Here is a 17,569-nt window from a genome sequence, read left to right as displayed (position 1 = left end):
GTGGCGGTGATGGTCCTACCGCAACCCTATTCTGCCGCGATGCGGTAATCCAGCAGCGGATTCTCTGCCAGCAGGCCATTCGGCACGCTGGCTAGGACCGGCGCCGCGATCAGCGCCGCGGCGGCGATCATGGCCCAGACGGGGAGAGCGGGACGGGGGGTTCGCCGCATTTTTGCCTCCATTCGTGATGGCTCTTCCAACACGGGAGAAGGCATAGGGTTTCTACCCCTGCCGTTTCGTGAAGATGCGCAGAATTTGCTCTCCGATGATGCCGCCGACCTCGTAAGCCGGACCGCGCCGGCCGAGGAGGCTCACAGCCTCGCCCACCGGCGAGAGTTGCGACAGCTGCGCCAGCGATCGCTGGCGCAGGAGCTTCGCTTCCTGCGCGACCGGGTCGGGACGTGCCCGTGCCAGGAACAGCAGAATGCCCGCCGCGACCAGGTCGGCCAGCCCGAGATAGAGCGTGGCCGAGAGCGGCCCCTGCCAACGCGCCAGCGCGATCCAGGCGGCCGCGTGCAGGAAACCCAGCGCGATCACAGCGAAGACGCCCGCGATCCCCATCAGCACGACGCGGGACGCCATGGCCCCCGCCTCGCGCTTCAGGCGCAGCGTCTCTGCTTCGGCTGCGACGCCGAGGAGCTGGAGGCTACGCATCAGCGCCGCATCATCTGCGCGAGAACGAAGCCGGCCAACGCCGCGAGGCCGAGCGAAGTCAGGGGCTTCTCCCGCACAAAGGCGCAAAGCTTCTCGGTCTGCTCCTGCAGCTGGTCGTTCGCGTTCCGAGCCATGGCTTCGGCCTGGTCCGCCACGGCGCCCACGGCGGGTGCCACCCGCTCCTTCATCAGGGCCTCCACCCGACCGCGGAGATAGGCGATCTCGTCGTTCGGGTCCTGCTGCGGCGTGTAGGAGGAGCTCATGTTGCTGGTCCCTTTCCGTTCCTTCACCCCGCGAGGTTGGCACATTCCGAGGGTGTGATCCTAGGCCGCAACGCGCACGCCGAGCGGGCGTTGCAACGATCTCAGGACGGACACGAACATGGCTCCCTTCAGGGCACCTCCCCCCAGGCCGCGCGACATCTGGCCCACGCGCCTTCTGATTGCGGCCGGCGTCATCGCCTGCCTTTATCTCGGCCGGGAGGTGCTGGCGCCGCTGGCGCTCGCGCTGCTCCTCACCATCGCGGCGCTTCCCGCGGTGGCGTGGCTCGAACGGAAGCACGTGCCGCGAATTCCAGCCGTCCTGCTGGTGATGCTGGTGTTCATCTCGGTCGTTATTGGCATGGCCTACGTCGTTCTGACGCAAGCCTTCGCGCTGGCCGCCGAGCTCCCGAACTATGAATCCGTCCTCCGCGAAAAGCTCCGGACCATCAGCCAGGAAGGCTCCGGCCCGATCGAACGTCTGATGCATCTCGTCCGCCGGCTGGGAGAGGTGCTGACGCCGGCCGAAGCGTCACCCGCCACCACCGTCACCGTCGCGGCGGCCGAGCAAGGGCCGCTCAGCACGCTCTTCAGCCTCGCGGTCGTGATCATCCGCCCCGTGGCGACGCTGGCCATCACCTTGCTCCTCATGACCTTCATCCTCGTCCGCTACGAGGATGTGCGTGACCGCGCGCTGCGCCTCGCCGGTACGCACGAGATGCATCGCACGACCGGCGCTATGGCCGACGCAACGGCACGCGTCGGTCGGTTCCTGGCCATGCAGGTGCTGATCAACGCCATCTTCGGCTCGTCCATGGGACTCGGCCTTTGGCTGCTCGGCGTGCCCAATGCGCCGCTCTGGGGTGCGTTGGGGTTCGCGTTGCGCTTCGTGCCCTTTCTCGGTGCCCCGCTGTCGCTCCTCTTTCCCCTGCTTATCGCCTTTGCCACCACCGAGGGCTGGCATACCGTGATCATGGTCGTCCTGCTCTTTGCCGTCGTCGACGTGACCGTGACCTATCTGCTGGAGCCCTGGCTCTATGGCAGCAGCATGGGGATCGCGCCGCTCGCACTCCTGCTCTCCTCGGCGTTCTGGGCGGTCATGTGGGGGCCGCTCGGGCTCATCCTGGCGCCGGCCATCACCGCCTGCCTGGTGATCCTCGGACGGCACGTCCCCTCGATGAGTTTCCTGGAGGTCCTCTTGGGCGATTCCCCGCCGCTGCCCGAGCCAGCCCGGTTTTACCAGCGGCTCCTGGCGGGCGACGCGCCGGGCGCAGCCGGGCTTCTAGGAACAGAGGCCGGCCGGAATGGGGTGGACTCCGCCCTGGAGCGCTTCGTTGTCCCAGCCATCCACCAGATCGCGGCGGACCGGCCGAACGAGGCCTTCGGTCCGGCGCTCGCGATCCGCACGTCTCGGCTGCTGACCCAGGTGCTGGAAGCCGTTTCCGCCCCGGACGAGGGGCCCGCCGAAATTCTGGTCGTGCCCGTCGCAGGCGCGCTAGATCATGCGGCCGCGGCTGCCGCCGCCATGTCATTGGGCGAGGCAGGCCACCTCGTCACCACATCCCGCACATCCGCTCTGAAGCCCGAAGTGGTGATCCTGGTCGCGGCCTATGAAGCGCCACCGCACCGTTTCGCGCGGGTGCGCGCCATCGCCCAGCGCCTCACGCCCCACATCCTGGTTTACGCCGCGACGGATGAGGCGGCGATGGGCCTCTACCGCAGCACGCCGGAACTGCCGGTCATCAACACGCTGGCGGCACTGGCTTCGGATGTAGATGCCATCATGTCTCCTGATCAGCGGTCAGAAGCAGCCGGACCAGCGCCTCGCGCAGCCCGCGAGGCGTGACAGGCGCTTCCAGCACGTGCGCCTCGCGCGCGTCGGGTGGGACGCCCAGCGGCGAGAGGTAGAGGATCGTCGCTGCGCGCCGCTGGAGAAGCTGAGCCACCGGCTGGACCGATCGCCCCTGCAGCGTGCCGGCAAGGACGGCGGCATCCAGCCGTCCTGCCTTCTCGACCAGAGCAAGGGCCGCTTCCACCGTGGCCGCCGGGCCCTCGACCTCGCAGCCAGCCTCCCGCAGCGCGGCGCCGAGCGAGATGGACATGATGGGATCGCCCTCCGCGAGGAGCACCCGACGGCCGATGAGCGGTGCCCCCTCTGCCGGCTGGTCGGGTCGCCGGCCGCCCGCCAACGTGTCCGCGCCCAACGTGATCGCGCAGCGGAGGCCCTCGGGATCCCAGTGGCGCTCGATGGTGCCGGCGAGCTGACCGCGAATATTGGCGTCGATCAGCATCGAGCCGAAGCCGGTTCGGCCCGGAGGACCCGACACGGGCGGCCCGCCGCGCTCGATCCAATGCAGCAGGAAGCCGTCGGCGGCGTTTTCCCAGCGAACCGCGACACGCCCGCCCGGCTGCGACAGCGCCCCATACTTCACCGCGTTGGTGATGAGCTCGTGCAGCACGAGCGTGAGCGGCTGCGCGGCTTCCGGCACCAGGCGGAGGCTGGGGCCCTCGGCCTCGACCCGCCCGGCATGGGCGGCAAGCTCCTGCCCGACGATTTCGCCCAGGTCGGCGCCGACCCATTTCTCACGGCTGAGCACGTTGTGGGCACGGCTCATCGCGCCGATGCGCCCTTCCAGCACCTCCACCAGAGCGGGCACGTCGTCGCGCGCATCGGCCGCGGAGAGGCGCACCAGACCCCGCACCACGCTCAGAGCATTCTGCGCGCGGTGATCCACTTCGCGCGAGAGCAGGCGCTCCGTGGCCTCGATCCCCTTACGCGCCGTGATGTCGATCACCGCGCCGCTCACGCCGGTGATCCGGCCCCGATCGCCGCGCACGGGATGGAAGCTGCAGAGCCAGTAGCGGTCGTCATCGGCGCCACGTACGCGTAGTTCGTATTCCTGGATCGGCTCCCCGGTTTCCAGGACCCGGCGCATGGCCGGTTCCAGCTCGGCCGCCAGATGGGGCAGGACCTGGGCGAGCGGCTGGCCGATATAGGCCGCCGCGTCGCGTCCCGTCAGCTGGGCCAGCATCTGGTTGGCGGCCAGAAAGCGGAAGTCGCGATCTAGCAGGCACAGTCCCACGGGGGCGGATTCATAGGTGGCCCGCAGCTGCGCGGTGGTCGCCGCGAAAGCCTCCTGCGCCTTGCGGCGTTCCTGGTAATCCACGCCGACCGCGGTCCAGGCGATGGTGTTGCCGGCGCCATCGTGAATCGCTGCGCCATTGAGCAGGAACCACCGCCAGCTGTCGTCGGATTCGCGACGCAGGCGAATCTCCTTCGAGAACTCCGCGGACTCTCCGCGTAGACCGGCCGCCAGCGCCGCGCGCCAGGCCTCGCCCGCGCCGTCGCGATCATCGGGGTGAACGGCGGCGAGCCAGCCGGCGCCGCGGCTCTCGCTGTCCGAAAGGCCGGTCAGCGCCGTCCAATACTCGTTCACCCAATCCACATGGCCCTGAGCATCGGCCGTCAGCACGACCTGGGGCGCGAGACTTACCACGGCCTGCATCCGGGCGATGGCGCGCAGGCGCGCGGCTTCGCGCGCCTGGACCGCCTCGGCCATGCTGTCGAAGGCCGCGGCGAGGCGCCCGAACTCGCGGCCCCCACCAACCGTGCCGACGCGCACCGTCCAGTCCTGCATCGCCCAGCGTTGCGCAGCCCCCAGCAGCTTTCGCACCGGACGCTCGATCGCCGCATGGAACCCGAGGACCGCCAGGCAGAAGGTCAGCAGCAGCGAGCCCACGATCATGATGGCCGAGCGCCGGTCGGCATGTACCGCGGCGCCCATGTAGCGCTCCGCATCCAGGCCCACCGCGACGAAGAGCCCCTTCGCCTGGGGGGCCACCGGGACATAGGCGACAATTCGGCGTACCCCGTCGCGGCCCGAGAGCTCCACCACCCCAGGTTCCGTCCTCCTGGGCAACTCCGTGGCTTCCCCGGCAAGCGGCTGGCCGATGTAGCGTTCCGGATCGGAGGATCGCGCCAGGACCACTCCAGCGCGATCCACGATGACGGAAACGCCCCCCGCCGGCATGGCGACGCTCCGCAGGTTCTCATTCAGCCATTCCACCGAGAGCCCGACCACCACGACGCCGACGGGCTGGTTCGCCGCGTCGCGCAGGGGAGCCGCGAAGTGCAGAGTCTGCTCGCCCGTTCCCCGGCCGACGGCGTATTGGCCGACCTGGAAATCATTCTCACGCAAGACCGCGCTGAGATAGGGCCGGTTGCCCACATTGGCCGTGCGGATCAGCGCGGGCTGTGCGGAGCAGATGTTGTCGCCCGATGGCGCGAAAAGGTTCGCGGTCACGTAGCGCGGGTTCGCGGCGATGATGCGCTCCAAGAACGCATCGCATTCCGTGCTCGGCTGGTTCGCGCGGATGATTTCGGCGGCCGCGACGGCGCTCAGAAGCTGTCGGGCAGCCTCGATGGTGCTGACCTGCTCACGCGCCAGAAGCCCCGCGAGGCGCATGGCCTGCTCCCCCAGCTGGTCCCGGCGTTCCTGCCGGGCCTCGCGCTCCAATTGGATCTGCACGATCCCGGCGGGAATGAGGGCGAGGAGCAGGCCCAGGAAGACGCGGAGCGCGAGCGGCAAATTTCCATCTCCGCGGCAAGGGTCACGCCGCTTGCTGTGTAGCCTCGTCCGGCGCCGCCTGGACGGCCACGTCCACACTAAGGCCGAGGGGATCGGCCGGATCGCCGATAAAGCCCCCGGCGACGGGAAGGGCCTGCTCCGGGGAGCGAACGACGCCCACGCGGATCAGATTCGCTCCGGCGACGAGACCGTTGGTTGGATCGAACTCCACCCACCCCGCGCCGGGCAGGTAGATACTGCACCAGGCATGGGTCGCGCCGCCACCCTTGAGGTCCGTCTCCGTGCTGTCATAGAGGTAGCCAGTAACGAAACGGGCCGCGAGGCCCAGGCTCCGCGCTGCTTCCATCATCAGCAATGCGAAGTCGCGGCAGGTGCCGGTGCCCAGAGCCAGGGTCTCGGCGGGCGTCTGCGTCCCCTCTTCCTCCCGAGCGCCATAGGTGAAGTTGGCCTTCACGGCCATCGTCATCGCTTCCAGCATGGCGAGGGTCCGGACCTCTCCTTCCCCGGCGACGAATTGCCGGGCCCAGGCATCCACGCTCCGCTCCGGGTCGGGCGTCTGGCGTTCCGTGAGGCGGCTGAGGTCGGGAACCTCGTCGGCCGCGTAGGAGAAGGGGAAGATCTCGGCCGCCGGGTCCAGCGTTGCGCGCGGGAGGGCCGGCCCGGCGGGGAAATGCGTGAGATCGAGGGTGGAGACGATCTTCAACTCCTGAGTACGGATCGCTTCGTCCCATTCCAGAAAACAGATGGAATTCCCGAAGACGTCATGCGCCCAGCGCGTCGCGGTGGGCGCCGGCTCCACGGTCAGCGTCGCCTCGTGCAGCCGCAGGTCGTGACTGTCCTGCGGCCTCACCATGAGCCGGTGGCGCGTGAGGCCGACCGGGTTCCGGTAACGATACCCGGTGGTGTGGACGATGTGGACGTGCGGCATGGGGGGAGCTTCCGGTTCGGCTGCGGCAACGCGTGGGCGCGGCCCGGGTTGCGGCGGCCGCGAAGCCTAGCGCCAGATCAGCCTGGGCGGAACGGCGATACCGTTCACAGCAGTGGCCGGACGGGGGCCGGCTGCTCCCAATAGGCGGCCACGCGCCGCAGGGCCCGCAAGTCGCCAATGGCGAGCCGGCCTTCCGACAAGCGGATGAGCTGCTGCTTCCGCAGCCGTTGCAGCACGCGGTTCACGTGCACGGTGGAAAGGCCCAGCGCATCCGCCAGATGCGGCTGAGTCAGGGGGAAAGGCACGGTATCGCCCTCGCGCAGACCGGCCGAAGCCGCCCGGCGGAAGAGATGCACCAGAAGCATCGCGACCCGCTCCAAGGCGGTGCGACGGCCTATGGATAGCAGCACGTCATCCGACAGGCGCTCGCTATGAGCGGCGAGCCAGGTGACGTCCAACCCAAGCGTCGGGTGATCCTGGTACATGGCGAGCATGGTGTCGCGCCGGAACACGCAGAGGTTGGTGTCGGTGAGTGCCTCGACATCGTACTGCAACGTTCCCATCAGCTCGCCCTGCAGGCCGATGAGGTCGCCGGGCAGGAGGATATTGAGGATCTGGCGCCGCCCGTCCGGCAGCGTCTTGTGCCGAAAGGCCCAACCTTCGAGCAGCGTGAAGAGCCGTTCGTCCGCCGCGCCGGCGGAGGCGATGGCCCCGCCCGCCGATACGCGGAACTGTCCGAGCTTCCGCTGCTGAATCCAATCGATCTGCTCGCGGTTCAGGGGTTTGATCTCAGGCAGCCGGCGGAGCGGGCACGCACGACACGGTAGTTTAGGTTCCAGTCTCTTCGCTTTCCAAAGCAGGCTTCCCACAATTGGGCGCAACCAACATTAACACATTAACCTGTGTTATGGATGGCCCGTCGGGCAGGGTTCACCCTTGGGGCCAGTTTTCCGGATCGCCCAAGATCATGCCGATTATCAGCCGTCTTGCTCGGCAACCGCGTTCGTTCACGAGAGGTCTTCTCATCGGCGGAGCCGCCTTTGCCGCCGCCTTCCTGGTACGCTGGATGGCCGGCCCGGCTGCCCTGCCCTTTCCCACCTTCTTCCTCGCCGTGCTGTTCACCGCCGTCTGCGCGGGCTGGCAGGCGGCACTCGGGGTAACCATCCTGTCCTTCGGGGCGGTCTGGTACTTCTTTCTGCCGCCGTTCCAATTGCTGCAGCTCACGGAGCCGGATGGCGTCATCTCGCTCGGGTTTTTCCTGCTCGTTTGCCTGGCTCAGATCTGGCTCGTGGAGACGTTGCACCGCGCGGCCGCGGAAGTGGTCCGCTCGCGCGAGCGGATCGCGGCGCTGCTGCAGCAGGAGCGTCACCTCTATCACGAGCTGCAACACCGGGTGGCCAATTCCATCCAGTCGCTCGCCTCGATCCTGTCGATCCAGGCCTCCGCCATTACCGATCCCGAGGATGCCAGTCAGGCACTGGCCGACGCCGTGCAGCGGCTGCTGGGCGTGGCAGCCGTCCATCGCCGCCTCCACGACCCGGAGCTTTCCGGCTCGAGCTTGGCCGAGGCCATGGATGGGTTGATCAGGGACCTTCTCCGCTCCGTCGGGCGGGAGGATATCTCGATCGAGGTCGCGTGCACCGTTCCGCCGCTGGACCCCACGGTCGCCAATCTCGTGGCGATGATCGTGGCGGAGGCAACGATGAACAGCATCAAACATGGTTTTGCAGGGAGGCCAGGGGGCCGGCTTTCGATCGCGCTGCACCAGGATGCCGGCGAGAACATCCTCACCATCGCCGACAATGGGCTTGGCCTCGCGCCGCACGGCTCCACGACCGGCCCAAGATTGGGAACCACCATCATGCGGGGCTTCGCCGACAGGCTCGAGGGCAGCTTCGTGCTCGAGCCCGCGCCATATGGCGGCGCCCAGGTCCGCGTGAACTTTCCATCCTCCGCAACCTCCTCCGGCCGTCCGCGTTGAGACCGGCAGCAGCAGGAATGAGGAGGGTGATCGAGATGCTCAAAGTCTTAGCCAAGCCGATGCGGATCCGCACGCCTTCCGGTCCGATCTTCGCGCGCTTCGCGATGGTGCCGAAGAATGATGGCGAGCCTTGGTGGGTCGTTTATCGTGACGATGCGGGCCGCTGGTTCACGGCCATGCTGGATCGCGCACCCCGCCTGGCCTGATCGCGCCACCAACACCTCCCCTGAAGGTTGCCGGCGGCACCGAGGCGTGAGGCTTTACCTGACAAACCGATTTCCGCGTGCCTGTGGCTCGCGAGGAGGACATATGTGCGTCGTCGCGAACCGGCTGGGCGTGTTCCGGCCCTCGGCCCTGGGCTGAGGCGGTCGTGCACCGGCGCAGCATCATATTGGGTGCCGCGGTAGGCTCTTCGTTCTTGCTCGGCGGAATGGGGGGCACGACGCAGGTTCTTCCCTCCGAACAACGTGGACCTGCGCCCTTCGACGCTGAGACTGTCCCGGCTATCGCGCAGTTCCTGTCCAACCAGCCTTATCGCCGCCGAACCGCCAACCTGCCGCGTCAGTTGGACCGATTGGATTATGATGGCTATCGCAAGATCCGCTTCGATGCGGCCCAGGCGTGGTGGTCCGATCCGGATTCTCCCTTTCGCATGCAGCCGCATCACCGCGGCTTCCTTTTCAAGGATCGCGTCGAGCTGTTTGAGGTCGCCGAGGGGCAATCCACGCCGATCCGCTTCCGACCCGACCAGTTCCGCTACGAGGACGTGCAGGGCCCGGCGGACGACGAGGACATCGGCTTCGCAGGGTTTCGCCTGCTGTCGCCGCTGAACCGGCCGGATCATTTCGACGAGCTTTGTTCCTTCCTGGGCGCGAGCTATTTTCGGGGCCTCGGCCGCGGGAATGTCTATGGCCTTTCCGCGCGTGGGCTGGCCATTCGCACCGCCGATCCACGGGGCGAGGAATTCCCGGCTTTCACTGCCTTCTGGTTGGAGAAACCTAGGGCCGGTGACAGCGCCGCGATCGTGCATGCCCTCCTGGAGAGCCAGAGCCTGACAGGCGCGTACCGCATCGTCATCACGCCGGGCGATACGACCGTGATGGAGGTGAAGGCGACGCTCTATCCGCGCCAGGAAGTCGCCGGCGTCGGCATCGCCCCGGCGACGAGCATGTTCTTCTTCGGGCCGCAGGATCGAGCCGAAGTCGCGGATTTCCGGCCGGCTGTCCATGATTCCGACGGGCTGTTGATGCGCACCGGCCAGGGTGAGCAGATCTGGCGGCCCCTCGCCAATCCACGCGACCTGCAGGTCAGTGGGTTTCAGGATCGCGGGCCGCGCGGCTTCGGTCTGCTGCAGCGAGCTCGCCAATTTGCCAGCTACCAGGACCTCGGCGCCGAGTACCACCGGCGTCCAAGTCTCTGGACCGAGCCGCTGGGCGACTGGGGCGCGGGTGAAGTCCGGCTCGTGGAGATCCCCACGCAGAGCGAGATTCACGACAACATCGCCGCCGCGTGGGTTCCGTCCGCGCCGCTGAAGGCCCAGGAGCCCTTCCCTCTGCACTATCGGCTACATTGGACGGGGGCTGCCTGCGGCGATTCCCGCCTGCCTCGCTTCGAGGAGACGCGGGTCGGTGTCATCGGCGACGGAGGGCGCGCGCGGATCTTTGTTCTGGAACTCGGGGCGGTTCAAGCCGGCTCGGCGGACGCGGCGCCGGAAGTGGCAGCCGAAACCAGCGCGGGCGAGCTCAAGAACATCGTCCTGCAATCCAATCCGCAGACCGGCGGCATGCGTCTGGCGTTCGAGCTGCATCCCGGCAGCGCTCGCATCGCCGAAATCCGGGCGCGGCTCATGCGCGGCCAGATTCCGGTGTCGGAGAGCTGGGCTTTCCGATGGACGGCCTGAACCGCCTTCCGGGCTTCGAGATCCTGCCGCCGGAAGCGCCGATGCCGATGCCGGCGCAGGATCTTTCCGCAGCCCCTCGCCAAGTCCGTCGCGGCACTTCGTCGCCGCCGCTGATGTGGCTCCGCCGGCTGCTCGTCATCGGTGGCGCGCTGCTGCTGACGGGCGTTGCCACCGCCGAAATGTCCCTTGTGCTAGGGTTGTCTCGCTGGAGCGCCACCGGGGTGGTGCTAACCGCGATCTTCGCCCTGCTGTCGATCTGGATCGCCCTGGCGTTCACGAGCGCGGTGGCGGGCCTACCAGGGCTTCTCCGCCGGTCCGACCCGTTGCGGCTCGGCGAGCAGAGTCCGCTGCCTCAAACGCGGACGGCGCTCCTAATGCCCGTGTACAACGAGGATGTGGGCCAATGGAGCGCACGCCTTTCCGCGATACGGGCGTCGCTGCGCGCAGCGGGAGTGGTGGATGGCGTGGACATTTTCGTCCTCAGCGATTCCACGGATGCGGCCTGCCGTCAGATGGAGTCGGACGCTGTCCTCGCGTTGCGAGCGCGGGACGGAGCGCGCGTCTTCTATCGCCACCGCTCACGCAACACCGGCCGCAAGGCGGGGAATATCGAGGAGTGGGTACGCCGCTTTGGCGGGAGCTACGCCCAGTTCCTGATCCTCGACGCCGACAGTCTCATGGAGGGCCGCACCATCCTCGCCCTTATCGGCGGGATGGAGCGGCATGCGGATGTCGGCCTCATCCAGACGCTGCCGTTGCTGCAGGGCGGGCGCACCCTCCTCGCGCGGATGCAGCAATTCGCAGGTCAGGTCTATGGCCCGCTGATCGCGCAGGGCCTCGCTTGGTGGTCCGGCGCCGAGGGGAACTACTGGGGCCATAACGCCATGATCCGCACGCGCGCGTTTGCCGAGGCAGCGGGCCTCCCGCGCCTGCCGGGCCGCAAGCCGTTCGGCGGAGAGATCCTGAGCCACGATTTTGTCGAGGCGGCGTTGATGCGCCGCGCCGGCTGGGCCATCCACATGGCGCCGCTCCTGCCCGGCAGCTATGAGCAGGGTCCGCCCAGCCTGCCGGACCTCGCGGTGCGGGACCGCCGCTGGTGTCAGGGCAATCTTCAACATAGCGCGGTGATCGGCGCTGCCGGCCTGCATCCGATGAGCCGCCTGCACATGTTGGTGGGGATCGCGGCCTACTTGTCCGCGCCGCTTTGGCTCGGCTTTCTGGTGCTGGGACTGGCAGTGTCCTTTCAGGCCCACTTCCTGCGGCCCGAGTATTTCCCCGCCACCCATGCGCTGTTCCCGACCTGGCCCATCGTCGATTCCGAACGCGCCATTTGGGTGTTCGGTGGAACATTCCTGGTTCTGCTGGCGCCCAAGATCCTCGCACTCGTCGCCGTCGCGCTCTCGACCCGGAGAGCCTTTGGCGGCCGGATGCGGCTGATGGTCAGTGGCCTGGTGGAGATTCTGCTCTCCTCCCTCCTTTCACCGGTCACCATGCTGACGCAGGCACGGCAATGCGTGGACGTCCTGCTGGGCCGCGACGGCGGTTGGACGGCGCAACGCCGCGAGGGTGAGGAGATCCGTCTCCGCGATGCCTTCCGGATCGCGCGTGGACACCTGTTCCTCGGCCTCGCGCTGACCGCGCTGGCAGTCGCGATCAATCCGCTCTTGGCGGCCTGGATGGCGCCGGTGTTGGTGGGACTGGTCGCGGCCCCTTGGTTGATAGCCTGGACGGCCAGCGAGGAAGCCGGCGACCGGTTCCGGCGCTGGGGCCTGTTTCTGGTGCCGACCGAAGAAGCGCCTTCCGGCGTTCTGCTGACATCGGACACTCCTGGCGCTGGCGACGACAGAGCAGCGCTTGTGGCCGCGGCCATGGCTGGCTGATCCTGAGCGGGCGAGGAGCGCAATCCAAAAGCCGCGACGGAGCCGGCCGGCCGCCCTATATGAAAATGGCGATGTCGAAACATGACCGACCCTGCATCAAGATTTGCCGATATGACGACGAGAGCGGATGGTGCTTCGGCTGTGGCATGACCCTGCGCGAGAAGAAGGCCTGGAAGCGCGTCGCGGCGTATCGCGACGTCATTCGCGACTCCCTTCCGCCGAGGCTCGCCGCCATGGCGGCCGAAGGCCACATCGTCGGGCCTGACGCAGGGAAGAAGAAGCACAGGGATTGATCGCGGCATGGATGCGCTGTCCTTCTCCGAAGAAGACCAGGCGGGATGGCGCGAAGGATTGCTCTCTGCCCGCCCGGCGGAAGTTGTGGCGCCGCGATTTCCTGCGGGAATAGGGCGTCCGCTGGGCGAGGGCGAAGGCCGCCCGGTTCTTCTGGTGCCCGAGCTCCTGCCGGAGGGACCTCTCCCGCTCATCGTGATGTTTCATGGCGCCACATCCGACCCCGAGCGTGGCCTGCGGCATGTTCGTGCTGAGGCGGAACGCCGAGGCTGCCTGGTTCTGGCGACCAAGTCGCGCGGCAGCACATGGGATTTGCTCCAGGGCGGCTATGGGTTCGACGTCGCCGTGCTGGACTATTCGCTGAAGGCGGTCTTCTGCCGCTTTCCGGTGGACCCGCGCCGGGTCGCGGTGGCGGGCTTCTCGGACGGCGCGTCCTATGCCTTGTCGCTCGGCCTCATCAATGGGCTGTTCTTCTCGCAGGTCATCGCCTTCTCGCCAGGCTTCGTCGCTCCTGGTCCATGGCAGGGGCGACCCGCCATCTTCGTTTCCCACGGCCGCGAGGACACGGTCCTCCCCATCAGCCGTTGCGGTCGCCCTGCCGTGGATCGGCTGCGGGAAGCGGGCTATCGCGTCCATTACAGGGAATTCGATGGCGGCCACGTCGTTCCACCGGACATCACGGTCTCCGCGATGGACGATTTCGAGGCAAACGCCCGCGAGAAAGGCGTGCGTTGGATGCCGGCGCGAAATTGAGGCGCATACCGGACGCATTTTCCTGGACCTGAAGAACCGATGACGGGCAGCCTTGCCCGCGATCGGGACGAAGGAACATCGAATGCGCCTCGCCGTTGCTGCCGCACTTAGTTGCGCCCTTCTCGTCCCAGCCCAGGCCGCGGACCTCAACCTGGCCGTTGGGGGTGCCTTCTCGTCGATGGATCCGCATTTCCATGATCTCTCGCCGAATCACGCCCTGACGCAGCATGTCTTCGACTCCCTGGCTCGCACCGACGCCCAGATGCGGCCCGTACCCGGCCTCGCGCTGTCCTGGGAGACGATCAACGACCTGACCTGGGAGGTGAAGCTGCGACCCGGCGTCACCTGGCATGACGGCTCGCCTTTCACGGCGGACGACGTGGTCTTCACTTTCTCGCGCGTGCCCCAGGTGCCGAACAGCCCGACATCGCTGTCCCGTTACACGCAGCCCGTGACTCGCATCGAGGTGATCGACAGCCTGACGGTTCGCCTGCACACGGCTGAGCCGGTGCCGTTGATGCCGATGAATATCGCGGCCTTCGCGATCATTTCTCGCCGGCATGGAACCAGTGCCCAGACCAGCGACTATAATTCCGGCCGCGCCGCCGTGGGGACCGGCCCGTATCGCTATGTGAGCTACACGCCCGGTGATCGCGCCGTCTTCGCGCGCAACCCGGGCTGGTGGGGCGAGCGGCAGCATTGGGACCGGGTGACGTATCGCATGATCCCGAACGACAGCGCTCGCGTGGCGGCGCTCCGGGCCGGCGATGTGGACGCGATCGACGCCGTGCCGACGCGAGACGTGGCCCAACTCCGCCGCGATGGGCGGCTGCGCGTGATCGAACGGCCGGGCCTCCGGCTGATCTACCTCTATATCGATTCAAATCGAGCCGTGACGCCGAGCGTCACCGACAATCAGGGCCGGCCCTTTGCCGACAATCCGCTGCGGGACGTGCGAGTCCGGCGGGCGCTCTCCATGGCGATCAACCGGCCAGGTATCGCGCGGCAGATCATGGAGGGCTTCTCCGTTCCGACCGGGCAGCTCATGCCAGAAGGCGCGCTGGGCTATGATCCGTCGATCCCTGTGCCCACCTTCGACGTCGAAGGTGCCCGCCGATTGCTGGCCGAGGCCGGTTTCCCGCAGGGCTTCCGCATCGTTCTGAACGGCCCCAACGACCGGTACGTGAACGACGCCGAGATCGTGCAGGCCATCGCGCAGATGTGGACACGCATCGGCGTGCGGACCGAGGTCGCAACGCAGCCTTCCAGCGTGTTCTTCTCGCGCGGGGCGCGCGATGAATTCTCCGCGAGCCTGACCGGCTGGTCCTCTTCGACAGGCGAGGCGGACACCTCGCTCACGGTGATGTCCGCGACGCCGGACCCGCCGCGGGGCCGCGGGTCGACCATGCGAGCCTCGCACTACAGCAACCCAGCGGTGGACGCGCTGATCGACCGTGCGCTCGCTACCATCCCGACGCGTGAGCGCGAGGCGCTGTATCAGCAGGTAATTCGCGACTCCATCCAGCGGGATCTCGCGGTCATCCCGATCCATCACCAGGTGAACATTTGGGCCACGAAGCCGAGCCTGACCTACTCGCCGCGCCTGCAAGAGAACACCCGGGCGATGGAGTTCGCGCCGTCGACGGTTACGGCGGCGCAGTAGCTAGCCCGCGCGGGCAGATCAGGTCTTGACCAGCCCGGTCAGCGGCTGAACCGCGGCGGTGTCCGGAAAGACGTTGGTATCCAGCGCCCGACGCGGCACGCCCACATGCTCCGCCAGTACGCCCTTGAAAACGGCCCTCAGATCCGTGGTGGGCGCGATGTCGCGGCCCTCGAAGAGCTGGTTTGGGGCGAGGCCCGGCCAGTCCGCCAGCACGCGCCCGCCCTTCACCGCGCCGCCGACCAGAAGCGCGATGGTCGCCGTTCCGTGATCCGTTCCGGCAGAGCCGTTGATCCGCACCGTGCGGCCGAACTCCGTGACGATCAGGACGGCCGTGCTGGACCAGACAGGGGCTAGGCCCTCCTTCAGAGCGCTGATGGTATAGTCGAGCGCGCGCATCTGCCCGCCGATCCGCCCGCGGTCAAATCCCTGGTCGATATGGGTGTCCCAACCGTCGATATTCATGGTCGCGACGCGCGGCCCATCGGGGCGGGCCATGATCCGGACCACGGCGCTGACTGTTTCGACCAGCGCGGACTGGCCGGGCAGTGCCGGAGCCCCACGTTGCCTGGCGGTTCCGATGACCGCGTCCAGTGCCGCGCCGCTTTGCAGGGCGGCTGCCATGGCCGGGTCGGTGCCGGCGTAAAGTGCCTGCACGCGCTGGATCGTATCCGCGTCGGCGGTCAGGAAGGTCTGCGGCTGCCACGTACCCACGGGGGCCCGACCGCGCATAATGAGCGGCATGGTCGGCGCGACCGCCAGCGCGTTGGATTGGCCGCGGACGCGCGGCCCGCGCGGCATTTCCTGCAGGGCACGATTGAGCCAACCCGAGGGCGCATTGCTCACAACCGCCGTCAGCCCGCTTTCCAGGACATCCTGCGCGGCGAAATGGGATCTTTCCCGCGACGGGCTGGCGACAGCGTGGATGATGAGCGCCTCTCCTTTCCCGTAGAGCTCGTGCAAGACGGAGAGGTGGCGGTTCAAAGCGTAGATGTCGCGTAGCGGCAGCGTGCCCTCGCGCAAGTCGTGCTGCTGTTGCGGGGTGATCCCCCTCACCGCGAGGAAGGAAGGGTCGCCGGGCACCGGCACGGCTGCCAAACCGTCCATGCCGCCCCGCAGGATGACGACGAGGAGCCGCTGGTCCTCGCCACGTTGTCCTGACGCGACCTGGGCATGGGGAGCATGGGTCCAGCCGAAAAGCGATAGGCCGGCGCCCATCATGGTCCGGCGGCGAAGAAGCAGCCTCGAAGTCGTGGGGATGGCGTCGGTCATCGGCGTTGCACCTCCGGGGAGAGAAGCAGAATGGCAAGGCCCTGCTGGGACGATTCCGCGCGAGAGATGGCGAGGCGCGTGGGCTCGGAAAGCGAGGCGCCGAAAGCTTGCTCCGCCAAACGCCGCGGATCAGCGGTGGAAGCGGATTTCGCCGCGACGTTCATGGCCCAATCCAGGCGTGTCTTGATGCCGTCGGGCGAGGTCCAGGCATTGTCCTCTTCCGGCCAACCCTTGGGGGAGCCGGCGCGAAAGATCGGCTGGCCCATGGCCGAGAGATCCCGTAGCAACTCGCGCGGCGGCTGGGACGTGCCCATGATGCGGGCCGCCACCATGACGAACTCCAGGGGCGAGCGGAGGCGGACCATGGGCAGGGTCCAAGCTTCGGGAAGACGGATCAGCGCCTCCGTCACGGCGCGGAGATCGCCCCCGCTGCGGGTCCAGACATCGGCCAGGTGGGCAGGAATCCGGGGAGGCACGGCCTCGCCCAGGAAATGCACCGCGAGCTTGCGGGTAACGAAGCGCGCGGTGGAAGGATGCGCGGCCAGGGCGCGAAGCACTGCTGCGGCCTGATCCTGGCCATCGGGAAAGGACTGCCCCAGGATGGTCTTGGGCCCCGGCTCATGCCGCTCGGCATCGAAGAGAGTGCCTCCGGGACCATTGTCGGGCTGCCAGACCGCCGCGGTCCACCCGGAAAGAGCCCCGGCGAAGGCGGTGACATCGGCCTGGGTGTAACCGCCGTCGACCCCCAGCGTGTGGAGCTCCATCACCTCGCGGGCCAGGTTCTCGTTGACCGAGCGCCGGCCGCGCCCGGCCGGTGAGTTCGGGCCTATGGAAGCCTGATTGTCGAGGTAACGCAGCATCGCCGGATGCAGCGTGGTGGCGAGCAGCAGATCCTCGAAGCGGCCCAACATGTGCGGCCGGATGGCCTCACGTTCAAAGGACCCGACCATGAAGGTGACCTGGGCGCGGGCGCCGGAAACGGTGAAGTGGTTGGCCCAGAACAAGGCCAGCCGCTCCTCCAGTGGGCGCATCGAGTTTATGGCCTGCGACAGGAGATGCTGCAGTTCGCTCTGGTGAATGTCCGCGGTGCTCGGAAACATCGGCGGCCCGCGCGGCGGTGCTTCCATGGGGCCGGTTTCGCCGGGCGCCTCCCTGGCCCGAACGGCGGCGTTGATCTCGTCACGCCGGCGGCGGCCTTCCGCGCGCCGGTTCACGAAGATCTCACTGGCAGCCGCCGTGGTCATGAGGCCCTCGGGCAGGGGTTGCGGCCGGGCGGTGGCGATGGCCGCGACCTCTGCCAGCACCCCCTCACGGGGGTCGCGCTGAAGGCGCGGGACGTCCTGCGGACCGCCGCAAAGACCGAAGCGGCGCAAAGCGATGCCTAGATCCATCCTCGTACTC

Annotated in this window: 16 protein-coding genes; 8 read left to right on the top strand and 8 right to left on the bottom strand. The window is 67.8% G+C overall.

Going from position 1 to position 17,569, the window contains the following annotated elements:
* Positions 1 to 26: 26 nt before the first annotated feature.
* The 3 genes from WJM96_RS00840 to WJM96_RS00830 are packed head-to-tail and all read right to left on the bottom strand — an operon-like array spanning position 27 to position 917.
* Positions 27 to 170 (bottom strand): hypothetical protein, encoded by a 144-nt coding sequence (locus WJM96_RS00840; RefSeq protein ID WP_424810521.1) that lies wholly within the window; start codon positions 168 to 170, stop codon positions 27 to 29.
* A gap of 52 nt (positions 171 to 222) precedes the next feature.
* Positions 223 to 654 carry a phage holin family protein gene (locus tag WJM96_RS00835; protein ID WP_424810520.1) on the bottom strand — a complete coding sequence of 144 codons (432 nt, stop codon included), beginning with the start codon at positions 652 to 654 and terminating at the stop codon, positions 223 to 225.
* Positions 654 to 917 carry a hypothetical protein gene (locus WJM96_RS00830; protein ID WP_424810519.1) on the bottom strand — a complete coding sequence of 88 codons (264 nt, stop codon included), beginning with the start codon at positions 915 to 917 and terminating at the stop codon, positions 654 to 656. The genes WJM96_RS00835 and WJM96_RS00830 overlap by 1 nt, the downstream gene beginning before the upstream one ends.
* A 118-nt stretch (positions 918 to 1,035) precedes the next feature.
* On the opposite strand from WJM96_RS00830, the gene WJM96_RS00825 reads away from it, so the two are divergent.
* Positions 1,036 to 2,760, top strand: coding sequence for an AI-2E family transporter (locus WJM96_RS00825; protein WP_424810518.1), 1,725 nt, complete (start codon positions 1,036 to 1,038; stop codon positions 2,758 to 2,760).
* Here the strand turns inward: WJM96_RS00825 and WJM96_RS00820 are convergent.
* The 3 genes from WJM96_RS00820 to WJM96_RS00810 form a co-directional block, all read right to left on the bottom strand.
* Positions 2,696 to 5,503, bottom strand: coding sequence for a PAS domain-containing protein (locus WJM96_RS00820; protein ID WP_424810517.1), 2,808 nt, complete (start codon positions 5,501 to 5,503; stop codon positions 2,696 to 2,698). The genes WJM96_RS00825 and WJM96_RS00820 overlap by 65 nt on opposite strands.
* Positions 5,504 to 5,525: 22 nt before the next feature.
* Positions 5,526 to 6,431 (bottom strand): transglutaminase family protein, encoded by a 906-nt coding sequence (locus WJM96_RS00815; RefSeq protein ID WP_424810516.1) that lies wholly within the window; start codon positions 6,429 to 6,431, stop codon positions 5,526 to 5,528.
* Between the two features lie 104 nt (positions 6,432 to 6,535).
* Positions 6,536 to 7,300 (bottom strand): Crp/Fnr family transcriptional regulator, encoded by a 765-nt coding sequence (locus WJM96_RS00810; RefSeq protein ID WP_424810515.1) that lies wholly within the window; start codon positions 7,298 to 7,300, stop codon positions 6,536 to 6,538.
* Between the two features lie 38 nt (positions 7,301 to 7,338).
* Between WJM96_RS00810 and WJM96_RS00805 the strand changes: the two genes are divergently transcribed.
* The 7 genes from WJM96_RS00805 (at position 7,339) to WJM96_RS00775 (ending at position 14,899) form a co-directional block, all read left to right on the top strand.
* Entirely contained in the window at positions 7,339 to 8,412 is a 1,074-nt protein-coding gene (locus WJM96_RS00805; RefSeq protein WP_424810514.1) for a sensor histidine kinase, read from the top strand.
* Between the two features lie 26 nt (positions 8,413 to 8,438).
* On the top strand, positions 8,439 to 8,618 hold the full coding sequence (locus tag WJM96_RS00800; protein WP_424810513.1) for a hypothetical protein: 180 nt from the start codon (positions 8,439 to 8,441) through the stop codon (positions 8,616 to 8,618).
* Between the two features lie 224 nt (positions 8,619 to 8,842).
* Positions 8,843 to 10,312, top strand: a complete 1,470-nt coding sequence (locus tag WJM96_RS00795; protein ID WP_424810512.1) for a glucan biosynthesis protein — start codon at positions 8,843 to 8,845, stop codon at positions 10,310 to 10,312.
* Positions 10,300 to 12,192, top strand: a complete 1,893-nt coding sequence (gene mdoH / locus WJM96_RS00790; RefSeq protein ID WP_424810511.1) for a glucans biosynthesis glucosyltransferase MdoH — start codon at positions 10,300 to 10,302, stop codon at positions 12,190 to 12,192. Before WJM96_RS00795 ends, mdoH begins: the two co-directional genes overlap by 13 nt.
* Positions 12,193 to 12,251: 59 nt before the next feature.
* A complete protein-coding gene (locus tag WJM96_RS00785) occupies positions 12,252 to 12,485 on the top strand; it encodes a DUF1289 domain-containing protein (RefSeq protein ID WP_424810510.1) in 234 nt (77 codons plus the stop codon).
* Between the two features lie 154 nt (positions 12,486 to 12,639).
* Entirely contained in the window at positions 12,640 to 13,236 is a 597-nt protein-coding gene (locus WJM96_RS00780; RefSeq protein WP_424810509.1) for an alpha/beta hydrolase, read from the top strand.
* An 82-nt stretch (positions 13,237 to 13,318) separates the two neighbouring features.
* Positions 13,319 to 14,899 (top strand): ABC transporter substrate-binding protein, encoded by a 1,581-nt coding sequence (locus WJM96_RS00775; protein ID WP_424810508.1) that lies wholly within the window; start codon positions 13,319 to 13,321, stop codon positions 14,897 to 14,899.
* 18 nt (positions 14,900 to 14,917) lie between these two features.
* Here WJM96_RS00775 and WJM96_RS00770 read toward each other — a convergent pair whose 3' ends face one another.
* Together WJM96_RS00770 and WJM96_RS00765 are read right to left on the bottom strand one after the other, a co-directional pair.
* On the bottom strand, positions 14,918 to 16,168 hold the full coding sequence (locus WJM96_RS00770) for a DUF1501 domain-containing protein (protein ID WP_424810507.1): 1,251 nt from the start codon (positions 16,166 to 16,168) through the stop codon (positions 14,918 to 14,920).
* On the bottom strand, positions 16,165 to 17,559 hold the full coding sequence (locus WJM96_RS00765) for a DUF1800 domain-containing protein (RefSeq protein ID WP_424810506.1): 1,395 nt from the start codon (positions 17,557 to 17,559) through the stop codon (positions 16,165 to 16,167). Before WJM96_RS00765 ends, WJM96_RS00770 begins: the two co-directional genes overlap by 4 nt.
* Between the last annotated feature and the right edge of the window lie 10 nt (positions 17,560 to 17,569).

This window comes from Roseococcus sp. YIM B11640, assembly GCF_049727625.1.
Lineage (GTDB): Bacteria > Pseudomonadota > Alphaproteobacteria > Acetobacterales > Acetobacteraceae > Roseococcus.
Note: the sequence above shows the minus strand (reverse complement) of the source record. Positions and strands in the feature narration are given on the sequence as shown.